General features: G+C 55.8%; 13 protein-coding genes. 6 read left to right on the top strand and 7 right to left on the bottom strand.

The features are described from left to right. Positions 1-265 precede the first annotated feature (265 nt). Positions 266-2,113, top strand: coding sequence for an Hsp70 family protein (locus H0921_RS10305; RefSeq protein ID WP_194537983.1), 1,848 nt, complete (start codon positions 266-268; stop codon positions 2,111-2,113). A gap of 247 nt (positions 2,114-2,360) precedes the next feature. Here the strand turns inward: H0921_RS10305 and H0921_RS10300 are convergent, their stop codons facing one another. Next, positions 2,361-3,239, bottom strand: a complete 879-nt coding sequence (locus H0921_RS10300; RefSeq protein ID WP_228499364.1) for an amidohydrolase family protein — start codon at positions 3,237-3,239, stop codon at positions 2,361-2,363. Between the two features lie 480 nt (positions 3,240-3,719). On the opposite strand from H0921_RS10300, the gene H0921_RS10295 reads away from it, so the two are divergent. Further along, positions 3,720-5,429 (top strand): peptide MFS transporter, encoded by a 1,710-nt coding sequence (locus tag H0921_RS10295; RefSeq protein ID WP_194537982.1) that lies wholly within the window; start codon positions 3,720-3,722, stop codon positions 5,427-5,429. Positions 5,430-5,494: 65 nt separating this feature from the next. Here H0921_RS10295 and H0921_RS10290 read toward each other — a convergent pair whose 3' ends face one another. The 3 genes from H0921_RS10290 to H0921_RS10280 all read right to left on the bottom strand — a co-directional run bounded on the left by H0921_RS10290 (position 5,495) and on the right by H0921_RS10280 (position 7,396). Beyond that, positions 5,495-5,818, bottom strand: a complete 324-nt coding sequence (locus H0921_RS10290) for a rhodanese-like domain-containing protein (protein ID WP_194537981.1) — start codon at positions 5,816-5,818, stop codon at positions 5,495-5,497. After that, positions 5,815-6,273 (bottom strand): rRNA maturation RNase YbeY, encoded by a 459-nt coding sequence (ybeY, locus tag H0921_RS10285; protein ID WP_194537980.1) that lies wholly within the window; start codon positions 6,271-6,273, stop codon positions 5,815-5,817. Before ybeY ends, H0921_RS10290 begins: the two co-directional genes overlap by 4 nt. A gap of 61 nt (positions 6,274-6,334) precedes the next feature. Then, the gene (locus tag H0921_RS10280) at positions 6,335-7,396 is read right to left on the bottom strand and encodes a ParA family protein (protein WP_194537979.1); all 1,062 of its coding nucleotides are present in this window, start codon (positions 7,394-7,396) and stop codon (positions 6,335-6,337) included. A gap of 289 nt (positions 7,397-7,685) precedes the next feature. Here H0921_RS10280 and H0921_RS10275 point away from each other — a divergent pair, with 289 nt between their 5' ends. After that, positions 7,686-9,866 (top strand): glutamine synthetase III family protein, encoded by a 2,181-nt coding sequence (locus H0921_RS10275; RefSeq protein ID WP_194537978.1) that lies wholly within the window; start codon positions 7,686-7,688, stop codon positions 9,864-9,866. 183 nt (positions 9,867-10,049) lie between these two features. On the opposite strand, the gene H0921_RS10270 is transcribed toward H0921_RS10275, so the two are convergent. Continuing rightward, the gene (locus tag H0921_RS10270; RefSeq protein ID WP_194537977.1) at positions 10,050-10,274 is read right to left on the bottom strand and encodes a helix-turn-helix domain-containing protein; all 225 of its coding nucleotides are present in this window, start codon (positions 10,272-10,274) and stop codon (positions 10,050-10,052) included. Positions 10,275-10,564: 290 nt separating this feature from the next. Here H0921_RS10270 and H0921_RS10265 point away from each other — a divergent pair, with 290 nt between their 5' ends. The 3 genes from H0921_RS10265 to H0921_RS10255 all read left to right on the top strand — a co-directional run bounded on the left by H0921_RS10265 (position 10,565) and on the right by H0921_RS10255 (position 14,753). Then, the gene (locus tag H0921_RS10265) at positions 10,565-12,373 is read left to right on the top strand and encodes an HSP90 family protein (RefSeq protein WP_194537976.1); all 1,809 of its coding nucleotides are present in this window, start codon (positions 10,565-10,567) and stop codon (positions 12,371-12,373) included. A gap of 46 nt (positions 12,374-12,419) precedes the next feature. Beyond that, the gene (locus H0921_RS10260; protein ID WP_194537975.1) at positions 12,420-13,541 is read left to right on the top strand and encodes a hypothetical protein; all 1,122 of its coding nucleotides are present in this window, start codon (positions 12,420-12,422) and stop codon (positions 13,539-13,541) included. Between the two features lie 525 nt (positions 13,542-14,066). Continuing rightward, a complete protein-coding gene (locus H0921_RS10255) occupies positions 14,067-14,753 on the top strand; it encodes a hypothetical protein (RefSeq protein WP_194537974.1) in 687 nt (228 codons plus the stop codon). A gap of 99 nt (positions 14,754-14,852) precedes the next feature. Here H0921_RS10255 and mqnE read toward each other — a convergent pair whose 3' ends face one another. After that, positions 14,853-16,046, bottom strand: a complete 1,194-nt coding sequence (gene mqnE, locus H0921_RS10250) for an aminofutalosine synthase MqnE (RefSeq protein ID WP_194537973.1) — start codon at positions 16,044-16,046, stop codon at positions 14,853-14,855. 206 nt (positions 16,047-16,252) lie between these two features. Beyond that, positions 16,253-17,011, bottom strand: coding sequence for a cytochrome c (locus H0921_RS10245; RefSeq protein WP_194537972.1), 759 nt, complete (start codon positions 17,009-17,011; stop codon positions 16,253-16,255). Positions 17,012-17,071 lie beyond the last annotated feature (60 nt).

The following is a 17,071-nucleotide window of genomic DNA, read 5'->3' as shown; positions in this document are numbered from 1 at the left end:
ACTCATTCAGAGAAAGAAACTGTCACCTGTGCACCAGGTTATCCGATTCTACCCCTTTCGGCCATCCGCTTCCGTAACGCGTGTACAATTCTCAGCATACCGAGCGGAAAATTCCATCTGGGAGGGACCGGGCACTAACTTGGGGCGGACCGGGCACTAATTGCCCGAAGGGTAACGGAGCCTGACGCTTGATCAAAGGCATTTGTTCAGCCTCCGTCACCGCTCCTCCCTCCTAGCTTAGGAATCGCCCACAGGAGACGGGGATATGACTTCACGTTTTGTCGTCGGTATCGATTTAGGAACGACCAATTGCGCCTTGGCCTATGTCGATACAGGAGCCGCTAGCCCGCCTCGTGTTCAGGTTTTGCCCATCCTCCAATTGATCGCACCAGGAGAGGTGGCAGAGCGCCCCCTGCTCCCATCATTTCTGTATTTACCAGCCCCAGGTGAGCAACCTGCTGGAGCCTTACAACTGCCTTGGGACAAACAGAGGGACTACTGCGTCGGCGAATTTGCCCGGCAATTCGGGTCACAGGTACCGACCCGCTTGGTAGCATCTGCCAAGTCGTGGTTATGCCATCCCCATGTCGATCGCCGAGCTGCATTCCTCCCGTTGCGTGCTCCGGACTCTGTGCGGAAAGTTTCGCCTGTGGAAGCCAGTATCCGCTACCTCCGGCATCTGGCAGAAGCGTGGAATTATACGATCGGCCGCGATGTTCCAGATCACCGGCTGGAACTTCAAGAGATTATCCTAACCGTTCCGGCTTCCTTCGATGCGGCAGCCCGTGACCTGACCGTCGAGGCCGCACGGGCCGCCGGCCTCGAACATCTGACCCTCCTGGAGGAACCGCAGGCCGCCTTTTATGCCTGGATCGACCATTGCGGCGACACTTGGCGAGACTTGGTCCACGTCGGCGATCTGGTCTTGGTCGCAGACGTAGGCGGCGGCACTACTGACTTCACTCTCATTGAAGTTGGCGAAGAAAATGGCTCACTCGTTCTGACCCGGCTGGCGGTTGGCGAACACCTGCTCCTGGGCGGCGATAACATGGACCTGACGCTGGCCTATCATGTCGCCCAGCAACTGCAAAAAGAGCGCGGCCTGCGGCTAGATGCTGTACAACTGGCCCAACTTACCCACGCGTGCCGGATAGCCAAAGAGTCGCTCCTGGCATCCCCTCAATTGGGCAGTGCACCGGTCACCTTGCTGGGCAAAGGGCGCGCTGTTGTGGGAGGCACTATCACCTACGAATTGCCGCGATCCCTGGTGGAACAAGTGATTCTGGATGGTTTCTTCCCCTATTGTCCGCCCGATGCTACCCCACAAACCGGAAGTGCCGTGGGCTTGGAAGAGCTTGGCCTCCCTTATGCCAGCGATCCTGCCATTACACGGCATCTGGCAGAATTCCTCCAGCGTCACGGGGAAGCTCTCGCCCGCCGGGAAAGCAAGGGCCGCAAAAAGACGGGGCGGCTCCTCCCCACGGCTTTACTCTTCAACGGGGGAGTCTTCAAATCCGACTTACTCCGGCAACGACTTTGCGAGGTGCTTCACCGTTGGAGTGAGCCAGAAAACTCCGAAACGCCACGAGAACTTCCCGGAGCGGATTTTGATCTCGCCGTCGCACGGGGAGCTGCCTACTACGGATTGGCACGCCGCGGCAAAGGGGTACGCATCCGGGGCGGTACCGCCCGTGCCTACTACATCGGTGTCGCTGCCAATCTACCGGCTGTGCCGGGTTTTCCCCCACCCATCAAGGCCCTGTGTGTCGCCCCCTTTGGGATGGAAGAAGGGAGCCAGACCGATATTCCCGGTTATGAAGTCGGACTGCGAGTTGGAACCGAAGCTGAGTTCCGTTTCCTCGGCTCCACCACGCGCCGTGAAGATGTCCCCGGCACTCTCGTCGAGGATTGGGAAGGACAAATCGAAGAGCTGACACCGATCCGCGCCACGCTCGATCCCCAAGGCGCTGCTGCCGCCGGCCAGATCGTTCCCGTCCACCTTCATAGCAAGGTGACACCTGTGGGCCAACTCGAACTGTGGCTCCACTCCCGCGATGGTTCCCACCGCTGGAAGCTTGAATACAACGTGCGGGAAAAGCCTCGTTCGGGCTGAGGAAACGCAATTGTCCTTCCCGCCTCTCTATCGCCTCACCCGCATAAGTCAGCGGAGATGAAACACGGAGACAATCGGCCTCTGCTGCGAACCGACTGTCGGTGAAGAACGCCTAGCTAGGGAACATTTCCGCGGACTAGGAATTGAGGACCGGCTTGCCGGCCCCGTTCGTCACACCGGCCTGATCCAATAGCTCACACTCGTGGCATCTTTCTGGCTACCCGGTACCGCCCATGCCCTCTCACCCTCATTTCGGCAGGCCGTAGAACTTCACCGCATTATCGTGGAACAGCTTGCGTTGCACCTCTTCTGGTCGATCGCGGATGACTTCCTTGAGAGCGTTGACCCAGTCGGCGTACTTCTCGACCCCCAACAAGCACACCGGCCAATCTCCACCAAACATAACACGGTCCGGTCCGAATACATCAAGGGTGTGATGAACGATATCCGCCACATCTTCCAGTTTCCACTCACCTCGTTTGGGAGCCGAAGCCAAAAAACCACTGACCTTGCAAACGATATGCTTGCGCTTGGCGATCTCCGCCATGTCTTTTTTCCACTTTTCCCGCTGCTCACGGGTGTGTTTCAGGTCGGCGTTCCCACAGTGATCCAGAATGAAACGTGTATGCGGACATTGGTCAATCAGCTTGACGTAGTCAGGCAATTCGGCTGGGCGAATGCACAAGTCGAAACTCAAACCTAGCTCCCCCAGCAATCGGATGCCCCGAATGAAAGCGGGCTGCAAGCAGTACCCTGGTGGCGTATCTTTGACATGCAACACCTGGCGTAAACCTTTGACATACTTGTGATCCTTAAACTGGCGCACGTAGGCAGCGAAATTGTCGGCTGCGGGACGTCCAGAGACCACAGCGGCACATGTCGGGGTCTTGCCACTCTCACACAACGCGATGATATAGTCAGCCTCTGCTTGCTGTTGTTCCGGCACTACATCGACCTCCATATACACAGCTTTGACCACATTCAACCCCCGCGTCGCTTCCTCGTATTCCTTGGGCGTGAAATTACGGCCTAGTATTTTCCCGGCATCCGTGTTAGGGTCTAACCACGCCAGCCGGAACTTGCTCAAATCCCACAGATGCTGGTGCGTGTCCACGATCGGAATCATGGCGCTCTCCTTGGATGAGGATGTCGGGCTGGATAGAACCTGTTCTGCCCGGACCGGAAAGCCCGTCATTGCCGTTGTCATACCAACTCCAGACATCACCAGAAACTCCCGCCGTGTCAGATCATGTTGGAATCGCTGCATGTCTTCAACTCCTTCGTTTGGGACACAGTCTCCATACTTCACTTGGAACCTCACCGTCAGGCCGCATTCCTTCTCGATGGTAACACGACCGATGCTCAAAACAACCGTTTACGCCACAAAAATAATTAATCCTCCTACGAGCGAGATGAGCCAAGAGCAAAGTTGGGAAGCTGGAAACATGGTGTAATCTCTGCGACAGACTATGTTCCCCCCAAAGGATGGCTCACAAGCCGGAGGACTAGCCATTTTCCGCTACCCATTGGCACCTTTCTACGATAGGATTTTTCCATTCTCCGCGGTGTAACTCCAGAACCAGCAGACGACCACAAGGAGCCGCTTATGCGTACCGAGTATCTGATCATGGCCATCGCGTGGCTAGTAGTTGGCATCTGGGTCGCCTTGGTCATTGCGGCGAATCGCAAAGTTCATCCCAAAGTCTTGTTCCTGCTGTTCATGGTCGAGTTGTGGGAGCGTTTCAGTTACTACGGAATGCGGGCCTTGTTAATCCTCTACTTGACCTCCCTGGCTATTACCGGCGGCTTCAACATTCCCAAGGACCAAGCTTATGGCATATACGCCGCCTACGGTGCACTGGTGTACCTGACACCCTTGGCCGGCGGCATTCTGGCCGACCGGATATTAGGCTTCCGCAAAGCCATTTTCTGGGGCGCCGTCCTCATGGCTGCTGGCCAGTTCACCCTGGCTCTGAGCACAGGCCAGCAGAAGATACCTCAAACGGACGTACAAGCCCTGCCCGCCCTGACTGGTAACACTGTCCTGGCGGGAACTACGGAGGGAAGCGGTAATTTTTTGCTCATGTACCTGGGACTGGCACTACTGGTTTTGGGCAACGGCTTTTTCAAACCGAACATCTCCAGTCTGATCGGCCGGTACTACGAACAGGGGGACCCACGGCGGGATGGAGCTTTCACCATCTTTTACATGGGCATCAATATCGGCGCTTTCCTGACCCCCTTGACGTGCGGCACCATCGCGGAGATCGAAGGCTGGAGTTACGGTTTTATGACCGCCGGGCTGGGAATGTGCTTGGGACTGACCATTTTCTTGTACACCGCTGCTCAGGGATATCTGGGTCCCCATGCCGAACCGCCCATGCCTGCGGCAGGATCGGCGACATCCTCGACAACCAACGAGGAAGTAGCAAACCTTGAGGGAAACAACACGCAAAGCTTCGCTACTACGACTCCCGCCCAACCGTGGTATCTGACCGCCAGCGTTGTCTATCTCGGTACCTTCGCAGCGATTCCGCTGGCCATGTGGCTGATCCACCACAATGAAGTGATGGACTGGATTCTGCTGGGCCTAGGTTTGATCACCGTGGCGTACATGATCCGCATTTCCCTGGCTTACGATCTGGTCGAGCGGCAACGAATGTGGGTCATCATTCTGCTTCTCTTTTTCACCACAGTTTTCTGGAGCTTCTTTGAACTCGCCGGCAGCGCCATCAACATTTTCACCTTACAGAACGTGAACAAGAACCTATGGTGGGGCATTCAGTTGACAACGAGCAATTTCCAGGCGGTGAATCCTCTGTTCATCATGGTGTTCGCTCCGTTCTTCTCCGTCATGTGGGTCTGGCTGGCGCGTCGGGGATGGGAACCAGCCGCCCCAGTGAAGTTTGCCATCGGCTTGGCCCTCCTTGGCGCTGGATTTTTAGTGCTCAATTTGGGGAAAGCCGCCGCTGTGGAGGCGATGGTCCCGGCCTTGTTCCTCATCCTCATGTACTTGCTACACACGCTCGGAGAATTGGCCCTTTCGCCTGTCGGACTATCTCTCGTGACCAAACTGGCTCCAGCCCGCATTGCGGGGTTATGCATGGGCTTCTGGTTCCTCTCCTCTGCCATCGCCCATCAGGCAGGCAAGTGGATTTCCCGCTTGACAGTGGTTCCGGAAGGCTCCAGCCGAGAGGAAAGTTTGCAGAAATCCATCGAGGTGTTCAACATGGTCGGAATGTTCGCGCTGGTTTCGGCGGGGATACTGCTGGCTCTGTCACCGATCATCAAGCGATGGATGCATGGCGTACGGTGAGGCAAAGAAACAGTAGTCCGCCTCCTAGCGCCGAACATTCAAAAAGTTGCAAAACAGAAAAGAGGCTAGTACCGTGGCATGGAAGGATCAATCTGCACAGACCAACGGTCAATTCCGCCAGCCAGTGAAGCAACCTTAGGAAAACCGGCTTGGAGCAGGATGGCCGCCCCACTCAAACTCCGAATGCCGTGGTGGCAATACACCACCACGAGTTCCTCCCCGACGTTCAATTCTCCAACCCGACTCGGTAATTCCCCCAAGGGGATATGGAGACTGCCTGGCAGGTGACACCAGGCATATTCCTGAGGTTCTCGAACGTCCAGCAGCAGCACGGGAACACCGCGCTCTAAGAGAAGTTTCAATTCCTGGGGCTGAATCTGCGGGATCATCGCTGGTCTGTGTCGTCAGAATGTGTAATATCCGGCCAACCGAGGAGGAGTAAATAGTGGCGTTCACGCCCCCGCATAGCGGCAGCCGAGGGAGTTGTGGTATCGTCATAGCCGCAGAGATGCAAGCAACCGTGGATCACGTACAGGCCCAATTCGGCATCGAGAGGGTGCCCGCGTTCCTGCGCCTCTCTCTGGGCCGTCTCGTAGCTGATCACCACCTCCCCTTCCAATCGTGCGGCGGAAGGAGAGGAATAAGGGAATGTCAAAACATCGGTCGGCTCATCATGTTGAAGGAACTGCCGGTTTAACCGATGAATATGCTCATCGGTGACAAACGCCAAAGTGAGGACAGCAGTGCTGATTTTTTCGCCTTCCAGGACTGTTCGGGCCGCCGCCTTGAGGCGCGCATAATCTAGCGGCCATTCGTAGGGGTTCGCTATTCGCACACGGATCATACCCTCATTATAGAAGAGGACTTTCTGAATCCGATGGTGAATTTGATCATGTTTTGGGGTATTAGCCGGGAATGCTCAGGGACGGCAAAGCTCCCTGAGGAGTAGCACTTGGCAAGAGTTGCTCCGTCGTTTCCGGGTTAAAGTGGTTGTTCTCTGGCCCTGGTGGGAAAGGTTTTTCTGCAATCGTCTCAAGGGTGGTTCTCTCCAGGGTCGCGGAGAGTTGTACCGGTCCCAGAACAATCCCTGTTCCATCTTCTGTGGATCCGCCAAGCGGTGCGTCCTGAGCAGAATACTTTTCTACCTCCGTCGCCGACATGCCAACGGGGAAACTGGTCGCGCCAGCCCCGTCGATTTCCTCGGCCAAGGCGGCATAATCAGCGGCACCTGGGCTTTTCGGAGCATAGGAGAAAATCGTCTGCCCATGGCTAGGGCATTCAGCCAACTTGATGTTTCGCCGGATTTTGCTCGCGAAGATCCGGGCACAAGACCAAGGTAATCCCTGCCCGCGACTACGCTCTAGGAAGGTGTGGAGGTCTGCTACGACTTCCTGGGCCAAACGGGTGGAGGAATCGAAGAGGCAAATGACTATGCCGGACACCCGTAAACCCGGATGGATGCGACGAGCGACCAAAGCGGTTGTCTCCAGGAGCTTGGACAGGCCATGGAGGGCCAGAAAATGCGGTTGGAGGGGAATAAGCACTTCATCCGCCGCAGCCAAGGCATTGAGAGTCAATACTCCCAGGGACGGGCCGCAATCCATGAGCAGATAGTCAAACGTTTCCTCATCCTTTTGCAACGCTTCGCGGAGAATGACTTCCCGGCCCACTACGCCGGCCAATTCCACCTCCGCAGCGGCCAAATCGAGATCAGCAGGGACTAGCCACAGCCCCTCGGCCACCTGCCGGCGCACCTGCTGAATGTAGCACTGGCCCAAAAGGACATGGTAAATTGAAGGTTTTTGGCCATCCGGTTCCACTCCTAAGTGGGTCGTCGCATGGGCTTGCGGATCCAAGTCCACCAGGCAGACCCTCCGCCCTCGCCGAGCTAAGGCCGCTCCCAAGTTGACTGTTGTCGTAGTCTTACCTACGCCGCCTTTTTGATTGATCACTGCGATCCGTCGCATGGTATTCTTCATCCCCCCGTTGCATGGGATTCGTCCGAAACTGCCGGCCTGCTCAGGTTCCTGGGGCGGGATAAACCGCCTGCATGCAGCCGCACATACCCCCTCATCACCAAACAGACCGATCATTTTTCTCGATGCCGCTTGCCACGGCGGCGAGCATCCTTATAACCACAACAGCCTCTCCACGACTAGGCCAACCGCGGGCAACAAGCTGATGTCGGTTGGCAAGTTGAGCGTAACCTCACCCCTTTTCCCTCCGCTGCTCTCGCGCTTGAGGAGAGTTGTATACATGGCTAATTTGCGTCAGCAGGCGATTATTGCTATCGCTAACGCCCGTTACCAACTCAACCGGATTGACTTCCGGACCACCCATTTGAAGGAACTCTTCGGCGAACTGGTTTTTAGCGAAGAAGAACAGCGGGCGCGCCTGCCCAAGCCGGTATTCAAGGCCCTGCAGCGCACAATTCGCCAGGGTGTGCCGTTGGACCCTTCGATGGCTGACACAATTGCCGCCGCCATGAAGGACTGGGCTATCGAACACGGTGCCACTCACTTCACCCACTTGTTCCAGCCCATGACGGGCCTGACTGCAGAAAAGCACGATAGTTTCCTCACTCCGACGGGAACGGGCCGCGCTATCGCGGAGTTCAGCGGCAAGGAGCTGGTCAAGGGCGAACCCGATGCCTCCAGCTTTCCCAGCGGCGGCCTGCGAGCTACCTTCGAGGCACGCGGCTACACGGCTTGGGATCCTACCTCCCCGGCTTACATCCGGGAGGCGCCAAACGGGGCTACTCTGGTGATCCCCACTGTGTTCGTTTCCTACACAGGCGAAGCACTCGACAAAAAGACCCCCCTGCTCCGCTCGATGGAGGCTCTCTCCACTCATGCCCTGCGTATCCTACGCCTCTTCGGCAACACTGAGGCCCAAAAGGTTTTTAGCACGGTGGGACCAGAACAAGAGTATTTCCTGATCGACAAGCATTTCTTCTATGCCCGTCCCGACCTGGTCAACTGCGGGCGGACCCTCTTCGGAGCCAAGCCCCCCAAAGGGCAGGAGCTAGAGGATCAATACTTCGGTGCCATTCCGGAACGCGTCTTAGCCTGCATGGCCGATTGCGAGGCCCAACTCTTCCGCCTCGGTGTACCGGTCAAAACCCGGCACAATGAAGTGGCTCCGAGCCAATATGAAATCGCGGTCACCTATGAGGACGCCAACCTCGCCTGCGACCACAATCAACTCGTGATGGACATTCTGCGGCAAACCGCGGATCGATATGGCCTGGTATGCCTGCTTCATGAGAAGCCATTTGCAGGGATCAACGGTTCCGGCAAGCACAACAATTGGTCTATGGCGACAGATACAGGAGAAAATCTGCTCAATCCGGGGGATAGCCCCCACGAGAACGCTCAGTTTTTGGTCTTCTGCGTCGCCGTCATCCGGGCCGTGGCCCGCTATCCGGAACTGCTCCGCGTCTCCGTAGCCAGTGCCGGCAACGACCACCGTCTCGGAGCCAACGAAGCGCCGCCGGCGATCATCTCCGTGTTCCTTGGCGAACAGCTTCAGGATGTTATGGATCAACTCGAACGAGCTGACCTGAAAGGTACCCGTCAAGGCGGCTACATGGAAATTGGTGTGAGTGTCCTACCCAAACTCCCCCGCGATGCGGGCGATCGCAATCGAACTTCTCCCTTCGCCTTTACGGGGAACAAGTTCGAGTTTCGTGCAGTCGGCAGTTCGTTCAGCATCGCTGGTCCTAATACAGTTCTCAACACGATCGTCGCCGAATCCCTGGATTACATCGCTACCCACTTGGAGGCGGCGGTCAAGGCGGGCAAACCGCTCCACCGAGCTATCCAGGAATTGTTGCCGGGAATCATCAAGGAATCGAAGAAGGTGCTGTTCAACGGTGACAATTACTCCGAAGAGTGGCACCGCGAGGCCGAGCGGCGCGGCTTGCCCAACTTGCGCAATACCGTGGACGCCATCCCGGTCATCATCCGGAAAGACTCGGTGGAACTGTTTACTAAATACAAGGTGTTCAATGAACGCGAACTCCAGAGCCGCTATGTCATTTTCAGCGAAAAGTATGTCAAAGAGGTCACCATCGAAGCCAACATGATGCTGATGATGGCGCGGACGATGATCCTACCGGCTGCGTTAGAGTATCAGGGGCGAGTGGCCCAAACTGTGGCCACGGTTAAGTCCGCCGGAATTGATCCCGCGGCCCAAGCCGAGCATCTCCGCGAGTTAACCGAGGCCATATCTCACTTCCAGGCCGCTATTGCTGCCCTGGACAAGGCTGTCCATTACCATCCGGAAGGTGATGCCTACGCCCATGCGAAGTACGTCAGGGATGCTGTCTTACCCAAGATGGCCGAGCTTCGCAAATGGGGGGACACACTCGAAACCCTTGTCGCCGATGAACTCTGGCCTCTGCCCACCTACCGGGAAATGCTCTTCATCAAATAAAAGACACACAGGTCGGACTGCCGTCGCTGGGTGGCGGGTGGGTTCTCCTTCCCTCCCCCCTCGAATCCCTCTATTCAACATCCCTCCTCCCTGACCCGGAACGACCCGTTCTCAGAATGGCTTGGAAATGGATGGGATTGTTCCGAGCAAAGCGGACACACTTCAGCTCCAGTTTTGCCGTCATTAGGGAACTTCATACTGGCCTAACTCCGCCGCAGCCCGACCTTTCTCCGTAATGCGATACCAACCGTTACCCAAGTCCTCAAAAAAGCCGTTCTCCAGGAGCCATTGGAAGTGTTGCTTGTCATTCCGGCTCATGTTGCGAGCCTCTTCAAAGCGGAAACGTTTCTTTCGCAATACCCGCCGCAACATACGCCATTTCAACTCTCCCAGCCCCAAGAGCGCCATCGCAGCTCCTCCACTGTCGAATCATGGTGCCAACTTCGTCATCTACTTTCCCCTCAAAAGATAAACGCTACGAATGCCAGAGATGTACCAGATATTCTGAGATGATTCGTTTTTTCGCTGTTGGTCGGAAATGAAACCCAAGATGGAACAGGCCATAGTCAAGATAGCTGGATTCGGCTTTCCCCTGCGAACATTGGCATAGCTCACAGATTCAGTGTACAATGGGGAAGTCTGCTGACCGCCAAGCATTGTCCCGGGTAACCAAAGGATTTACCAGGACAGGAGAAGACATGGCACAACACAAATTCCAGGTCCATCTGCGTGGGATCATCGACCTGTTGTCCGAGCATTTATACAGTGGCCCGGAGGTTTATATTCGCGAATTGTTACAAAATGCAGTGGATGCCATCACGGCTCGGCAACAGTACGAACCGGCTATGCGGGGCGAGATCGTCATTGAATGCCACAGTCCGAGCACGGGGCGACCGCCTACGCTGAGTATACGGGACAATGGTATCGGCCTGACTTTGGAAGAAGTCCATCACTTTTTGGCCACCATTGGCCGGAGTTCCAAGACCTCCGACAATTGGACCCAGCCGGCGGATTTTCTCGGTCAGTTCGGGATCGGCATATTATCCTGTTTTATCGTAAGTGAAGAGATCGTGGTGCTAACCCGATCCGCCCGTAACCCCACCGCAGCCCCCGTGGAGTGGCGAGCACGTGCCGATGGTTCCTACACCGTGCGGGAATTGGAACGGGACCTGCCAGTCGGTACGCAAGTCTGGCTGACGGCGCGGCAGGATAAAGAGCGTTGGCTCACCGCCGAGGAGGTGCGCCGCCTCGTCCTGCACTATGGCAGCCTGTTACCTGTGCCGTTGCATTTTCATGCCGGAAGGGTCCAGGAAATCCTCAACACCCAGACGCCCCCGTGGCGCAAACATTACGCCACACCCGCCCAACGACATAAGGCTTTGCTCGCTTACGGACGCGAAACGTTTGGCATCTCGTTCTTAGATGCCGTGCTCTTGTCATCCGAAGTGGATGGCTTGGATGGGGTGGCCTACATACTTCCCTTCACTCCCCCATTATCGGCCCGCCATAAGGGACACCGGATTTATCTCAAAAACATGTTCCTCTCGGAAACCGCCGACAATCTTCTGCCCGAATGGGCTTTTTTCGTCCGCGTGATCCTCAATGCCACCACCTTGCGGCCGACAGCTTCCCGCGAGTCGTTTTTCGAAGACGAAAATCTGGCGAGGACTCGCACTCTCATCGGCGAGCGCCTGCGCCGTTATCTTGTCAATCTCGCAGAGCAGCAACCGGAGAAACTCGAACAGTTCGTGCAACTGCACCACCGTGCCCTCAAGGCGCTGGCTGCCGAAGATGACAACTTTTGCGCTATGATTCTAGATCATTTGCCGTTTGAGACCTCGCTGGGCACGATGACCTTCGGAGAATACCGGCAGAACTATGCGATTGTTCGTTATGTAGCCGACGTGGATACCTTCCGGCAACTGGCCAATGTCGCCGCTGCCCAGAACTTGTGCCTGCTCAATGCCGGATATGCTTATGACCTCGATCTGATCAGCCGAATTCCGGAACTCTTCCCGGATTTGAGTTTGGAAGAGATCAACAGCGATACCCTCACCCAAGAGTTCGACGAGCTGACTGTCGAAGAGCAAGCCGATTGCGAGTCTTTTACCCTACAAGCAGAGAAAATCCTGCGTCCCTTCCGCTGCCGTGCGGATATCAAGAAGTTCCAACCGGAGGACCTCCCCGCGCTTTACAGCATCAGCCGAGAGGGCCGTTTCCAGAGACAGGTGGAACACACCCGTGCGCTCAGCAATACCCTCTGGTCCAGCGTGCTGGATGGACTTGTTCAGCGGGACATTGTGCAAGCTGGGACCTTGTGCTTCAATTTCCGGAATCCCTTGATCCGCCGCCTGCTGTCGTTGCGTTCGCCCCAACGCCGCCAGCGCTTCATCGAAATCCTTTACGTTCAAGCCCTGCTCTTGGGTCACCACCCCCTCAACGCCCGAGAATGGCAACTGTTCAATCAGGGTCTCCTTCATTTACTGGACGATCTCCTGAACTCCTGAAGTTTCCCATCGCCTATCTTCTTCTTCCCCTCGGAGAGCTAACGCTATGGCCAAGAAGAAAGAGACCCAGGAGTACGTTCAACGCATCCACGAACTGTGTGATGCTGCTTTTGAGCTAGATTACGGACCGGCAAAAATTGCTCTTCTGGAAGAAGCTGTCCAACTGGCGGACGCCCATAACGATGTTGAGCTGGGATACGAGGTCCGCCAATATCTGGTCGACGCTGCTACGTTCGGCGGCTCTCCCGACATCTCCCTCGTAGCCTTTGCTTGGTGTGTAGCCCGCTACGATGAGGATCCAGACAGTTTTGACCCGGAGCCTCTCTACTGGAAATACAAGTGGATTGCCACAGCGGCGCCGAAATTCCCTACGATCTCCCGCGTCCAGATTGAGCAGTTGCTCGACGACATGTATCGACGCTATGTGGCCGCCGGCATCGGGCTGCATCCCTTCTATCAGACCCGGCGCAACGCCCATCTGTTCATGGGCGACATCCCCGCAGCCCAAAAGGACCACGAACAGGTGTTACGCCATGAGCGCAACTTCATGAGTGACTGCATCGCCTGTGAGCAAGATTCTGTCGTGCGACTCCATCTGGAAACCGGCGATTTGGCTCAAGCGGAAGCCGCCGCCAAACCTATCTTTGAAAAACGCTTGAAGTGTGCAGAAGTACCTCATCGCACCTACGCCATGTTCCTGCTGCCTCTTCTGGAGAACAATGCTGCGGAATTAGCGAAGGCGTACCACCGCAGCGGATTACGCCTGATCAAAGTCCAGCCCGGTTTCCTCCAGGAAGCCGCCCGACATATTCTCTTCCTAACCATCACGGACAATCTTGCCGCCGCCGTTCGCCTCACCCAACGGTACTTGCCGATCTACGCAGCCAGCCGCTGTCCAGCCTGGCGTTTCGATTTCGAACGCATTCTGGCTTTTGTCTGCCAGCGTCTCGCTCAGGTTTCACCCTCCCTCCGCCTACGTTGGCCCGCGCATTTCCCCCTCCCGGAGGGTCTTGATCCCCAGGATTATCTCTCACTCGCCCAATACTTTCGCAACCAAGCCCAACAAATGGCTCAAGCTTTTGACGCGCGTAATGGCAACAACTACTACCACTCTCTCTGGACACAACTGGACACTTGGTCCCAGAGACTACGGCCCCTCACCCTCTAACCAGACCGCTGCCATCACTACTATGGTGCCTCTATCGTCGTTGGGGGTATCTGCTTCTATCGCTGTTAGGCGTTCAAGTATTGTTTCCGTCTATTCCAGCTCAACCGATCCACCTGATAAACGCACTCCCAGAAACTGTCCTACGGCCAGCTGCTGGTCCCTACGCTTACTTGGGGATTTCTCCCGATCGCTCCTGGTTACGGCTACCGTTATCGCTTCTGCTCATGGCTAGCGCCGAGTTCCAGTCATAGCTACCGCCGATTACCCCATCCCCTTTGTCACGACAAAAAACATCTGCTGAACGCTGATTTGGTCTTGACTGATTGATCAGGCGCGTTATGCTAAGCGAGTAAAATTGTTCTGAACCGTCAATTCCTTGGCAAAGGGTCGCCCATGAACCAAGAAATGCTACTTTCCCCTTACATTTCCCGCCGGATCCACGGTTGTGTTTTGCGCTGTGAGCGCTTGGAGGACCGGCTTGCATTCTCGATCAGCGGTGTTCAGTCTTGGTGGGGATTGGGGGGAATGATTGACTTGGCTCCTGTCGAACCCACGCCTATAGTTGACGAAATACCCGAAGCTGTAGACATAGGGATCGTGGAAGAGCCGGAAGCTTCCCAGCAGCCGGGTGACGAGGTTCCGCCATTGGGTGTCGATTCCGGTTGGGAGGATGAAGACCAATGGTTCACTGAGGATGACCAGATCGTTTGGTACATGCCGTGGTTTGGCGATGAAGAGGACGGAGCGGGCAATACTCTTTGTGACGATACAGGAATCATCGTGGATGTTCTTCCGCTCATGGTCGAGGAAGGCGAGGACACCTACGAAGTCCCGAATTTTCCCCTTGTTCACCCCAACGGTTCGTTGAAGGAGGTAGTTCCTCCGACCTTGGAGCTGCCGAGACTGGAGTTGTTGTCCTCTTTCCCAGACGAAGTCATGGAGGTTCCAAACTTTAGTATCCGCCGTGCGGGAGATTTAGGAACAACAATCATTCCCGAGGTGGATCCCTCTCTATCATCATCGCAGATAATAACAATGAATGTGCTGCCTATCAAAGTCCCCGAGGTATCGTCTCTTGTACCAGTAGCTCCACAATCGTGGATAGCTCTCGCCCCTGAATCGAATAACATACAATTTTACACACTACCAACAATTCAGTTCCCGGAAGACCCAGAGGACAGGGAGCCGCTGTTTGTAACCGAAACAGCATGACCGGAGGTTGAACCGAACTCCGGGGGATCTCCTGCCCGTTTTGGGAGGAACCCTCAATAGGATATCCACCCACGCGATCCTGCTGCGCGGAACGAAACATCACGCCAACGTAGCGACAGGTGTGCTGTCTGCGATCGGATTCCGTGATTGGGAACGGAGGACTGGGCGGTACAGGGTGTCTCGTTCAACGGGAATACGTCCCGCTTCGCGGATCAGCCGCTCTAACTCGGCCACAGTCAATTCCTGCGGTGCGTCGCTTCCCGCGGCATGATAAATCCTCTCGTAAACGACTGTCCCATCGATGTCATCCGCTCCCCAACTTTGGGCCACCTGAGCGGTTTTGACACCCAGCATCTGCCAATACGCCTTGATGTGGGGAAAATTATCGAGCATCAGTCGAGCTATGGCGATCATCTTCAGGTCCATCATCCCCGAAGGCTTGGGGAGATTGCGACCTAGCGGATTGTTTGCGGGGTGGAAGGCCAAGGGGATGAATGTTTGGAATCCGCCAGTTTGGTCCTGCAAAGCACGTAAGCGGAGCAAGTGATCAATCCGGTGATACGGTTTCTCGATATGGCCGTAGAGCATGGTAGCGTTCGACTTCCCGCCCAGTTCGTGCCATTGCCGATGCACCTCCAGCCATTGCTCCGCGTCAGCCTTGTAATCGCAGATCTGGCGGCGGATTTCGGGATGGAAGATTTCTGCCCCCCCTCCCGGCAAGGAACCTAAACCCGCATCTCGCATCTCGAGCATCAATTCTCGAATGGGTCGTTTCGTCAAGCGGGAGAACCAGTCCCACTCCACCGCGGTCCAGGCTTTCAAATGCAACTGAGGATAATGCCTGTGGATATTGGCGATGATGTTGTAGTACCACTCGTAGGGGAGCAGATGATGCAATCCGCCGACGATGTGCAGTTCTGTCGCTCCGCGTTCCGCGGCCTCTCGAGCACGGGCTAAAATTTCCTCATCCGTCATCACATAGGCATTCGCAGCTTTCAAATCGGCGCGGAACGAACAGAAGGCACAACGGTACACACACACATTCGTCGGATTGAGATGCATGTTGACGTTGTAGTACGTCACATGTCCGTTTTTCTGCTCCCTAACATAGTTGGCCAGTTCTCCTAGAGTCAGCAGATCGTGCGTCTCCTCGAGTAGCAGACCATCTTCAAAACTCAGGCGCTGGCCGGAATACACTTTCTCACGAATCGGTTCCAGCCGCGGGTCACGCCAGGGAGGAGTCGCCCCAGGCGGAACAGCACCAGGGGGCTTTGCACTGGTAGGGCTTGTCATCTTCAACACATCCCTAATCTATGGCACCCGAAAATCCAGGCGGTGATCTCACACTAAACCTTCCTGAGTGCGACCGCCATAGTCCATTCGAGGAAAATAACCGTAGCCAGGACCAAGGAGATAACTACCCGGTCCGTTTGGGGCTGGACGGACAGTTATTGGACGGACAGCCAGTCGGGATACCTGCTGGAGAGTGTTATTCCAGTTCAATCGTCCCGGAATTTATTGTGGCAATCGGTGCATTTGTTGTTGATCTTGCTGAGCAGGCTCGCCATAGCATTCCCATTAGCGGACTTGCCTTTTGCCGCCTCTTCCGCCAATTGCCGGCTCAGGTCGATCAGCTCTTGCGAATACTTTTTCCATTGCTCCAAATTGGCCTTATTCACATCAGCCTTATCGTTAGGCATGTGCATAGTGTATTCGCTAAGGAGGGCTGTGCGAGCCGCGAGGATTTCTACCGCGGCGGGATCGAGTTTGACTCCCTTTTTGCTCCAATCCCGGATGTCCTTTTCGATGTTTAAGCCCCCGCTACGACCCAAGCGATAGGGGGACATCACTTCTTCCAGGTGGAAGTCGTTGAGTTTATGAAGGGGTTGGCTAGGCAACGGCGCCGTACCCGGATTGGCCTTGAGGCTCTTGGCCAGCTTCTCCGCAGCGGCAAAATCCTTTTTGTTGAGGACTTCGGCAATCTGTAAGGCTTGCTTTTGCAAGTTGGCATCACCGAGCGCTTCCGCCTCTAGAACCAAGAGCATGGCAAGAGCACGGGCTGTCGGGAGATTTCGCCGGGCCTCTGCCGCACTTTCCTGACACTTGGCAATGCTGCCTTGCAATTGAGCGATATCAGCCGCCGCCAGGCGCTCGTAAGTTCCCCGGCTCAATTGGGGTGGAGCTGCCCACATCGATACCCCCCCGGCAACAACGGTTAGGATACCGGCCCCCAACCACACACGCAGACGGTTCATCATCGCTTGTGCTCTCCCTCGATTCAACATCTTGCGCGAGACACAGACAGTAACTTCTCCGGG

The sequence above is a fragment of the Thermogemmata fonticola genome, from assembly GCF_013694095.1.
In the GTDB taxonomy this organism is placed as follows: domain Bacteria; phylum Planctomycetota; class Planctomycetia; order Gemmatales; family Gemmataceae; genus Thermogemmata; species Thermogemmata fonticola.
The sequence above is the reverse complement of the archived record's forward strand: the minus strand, read 5'-3'. Positions and strand labels throughout refer to the sequence as shown.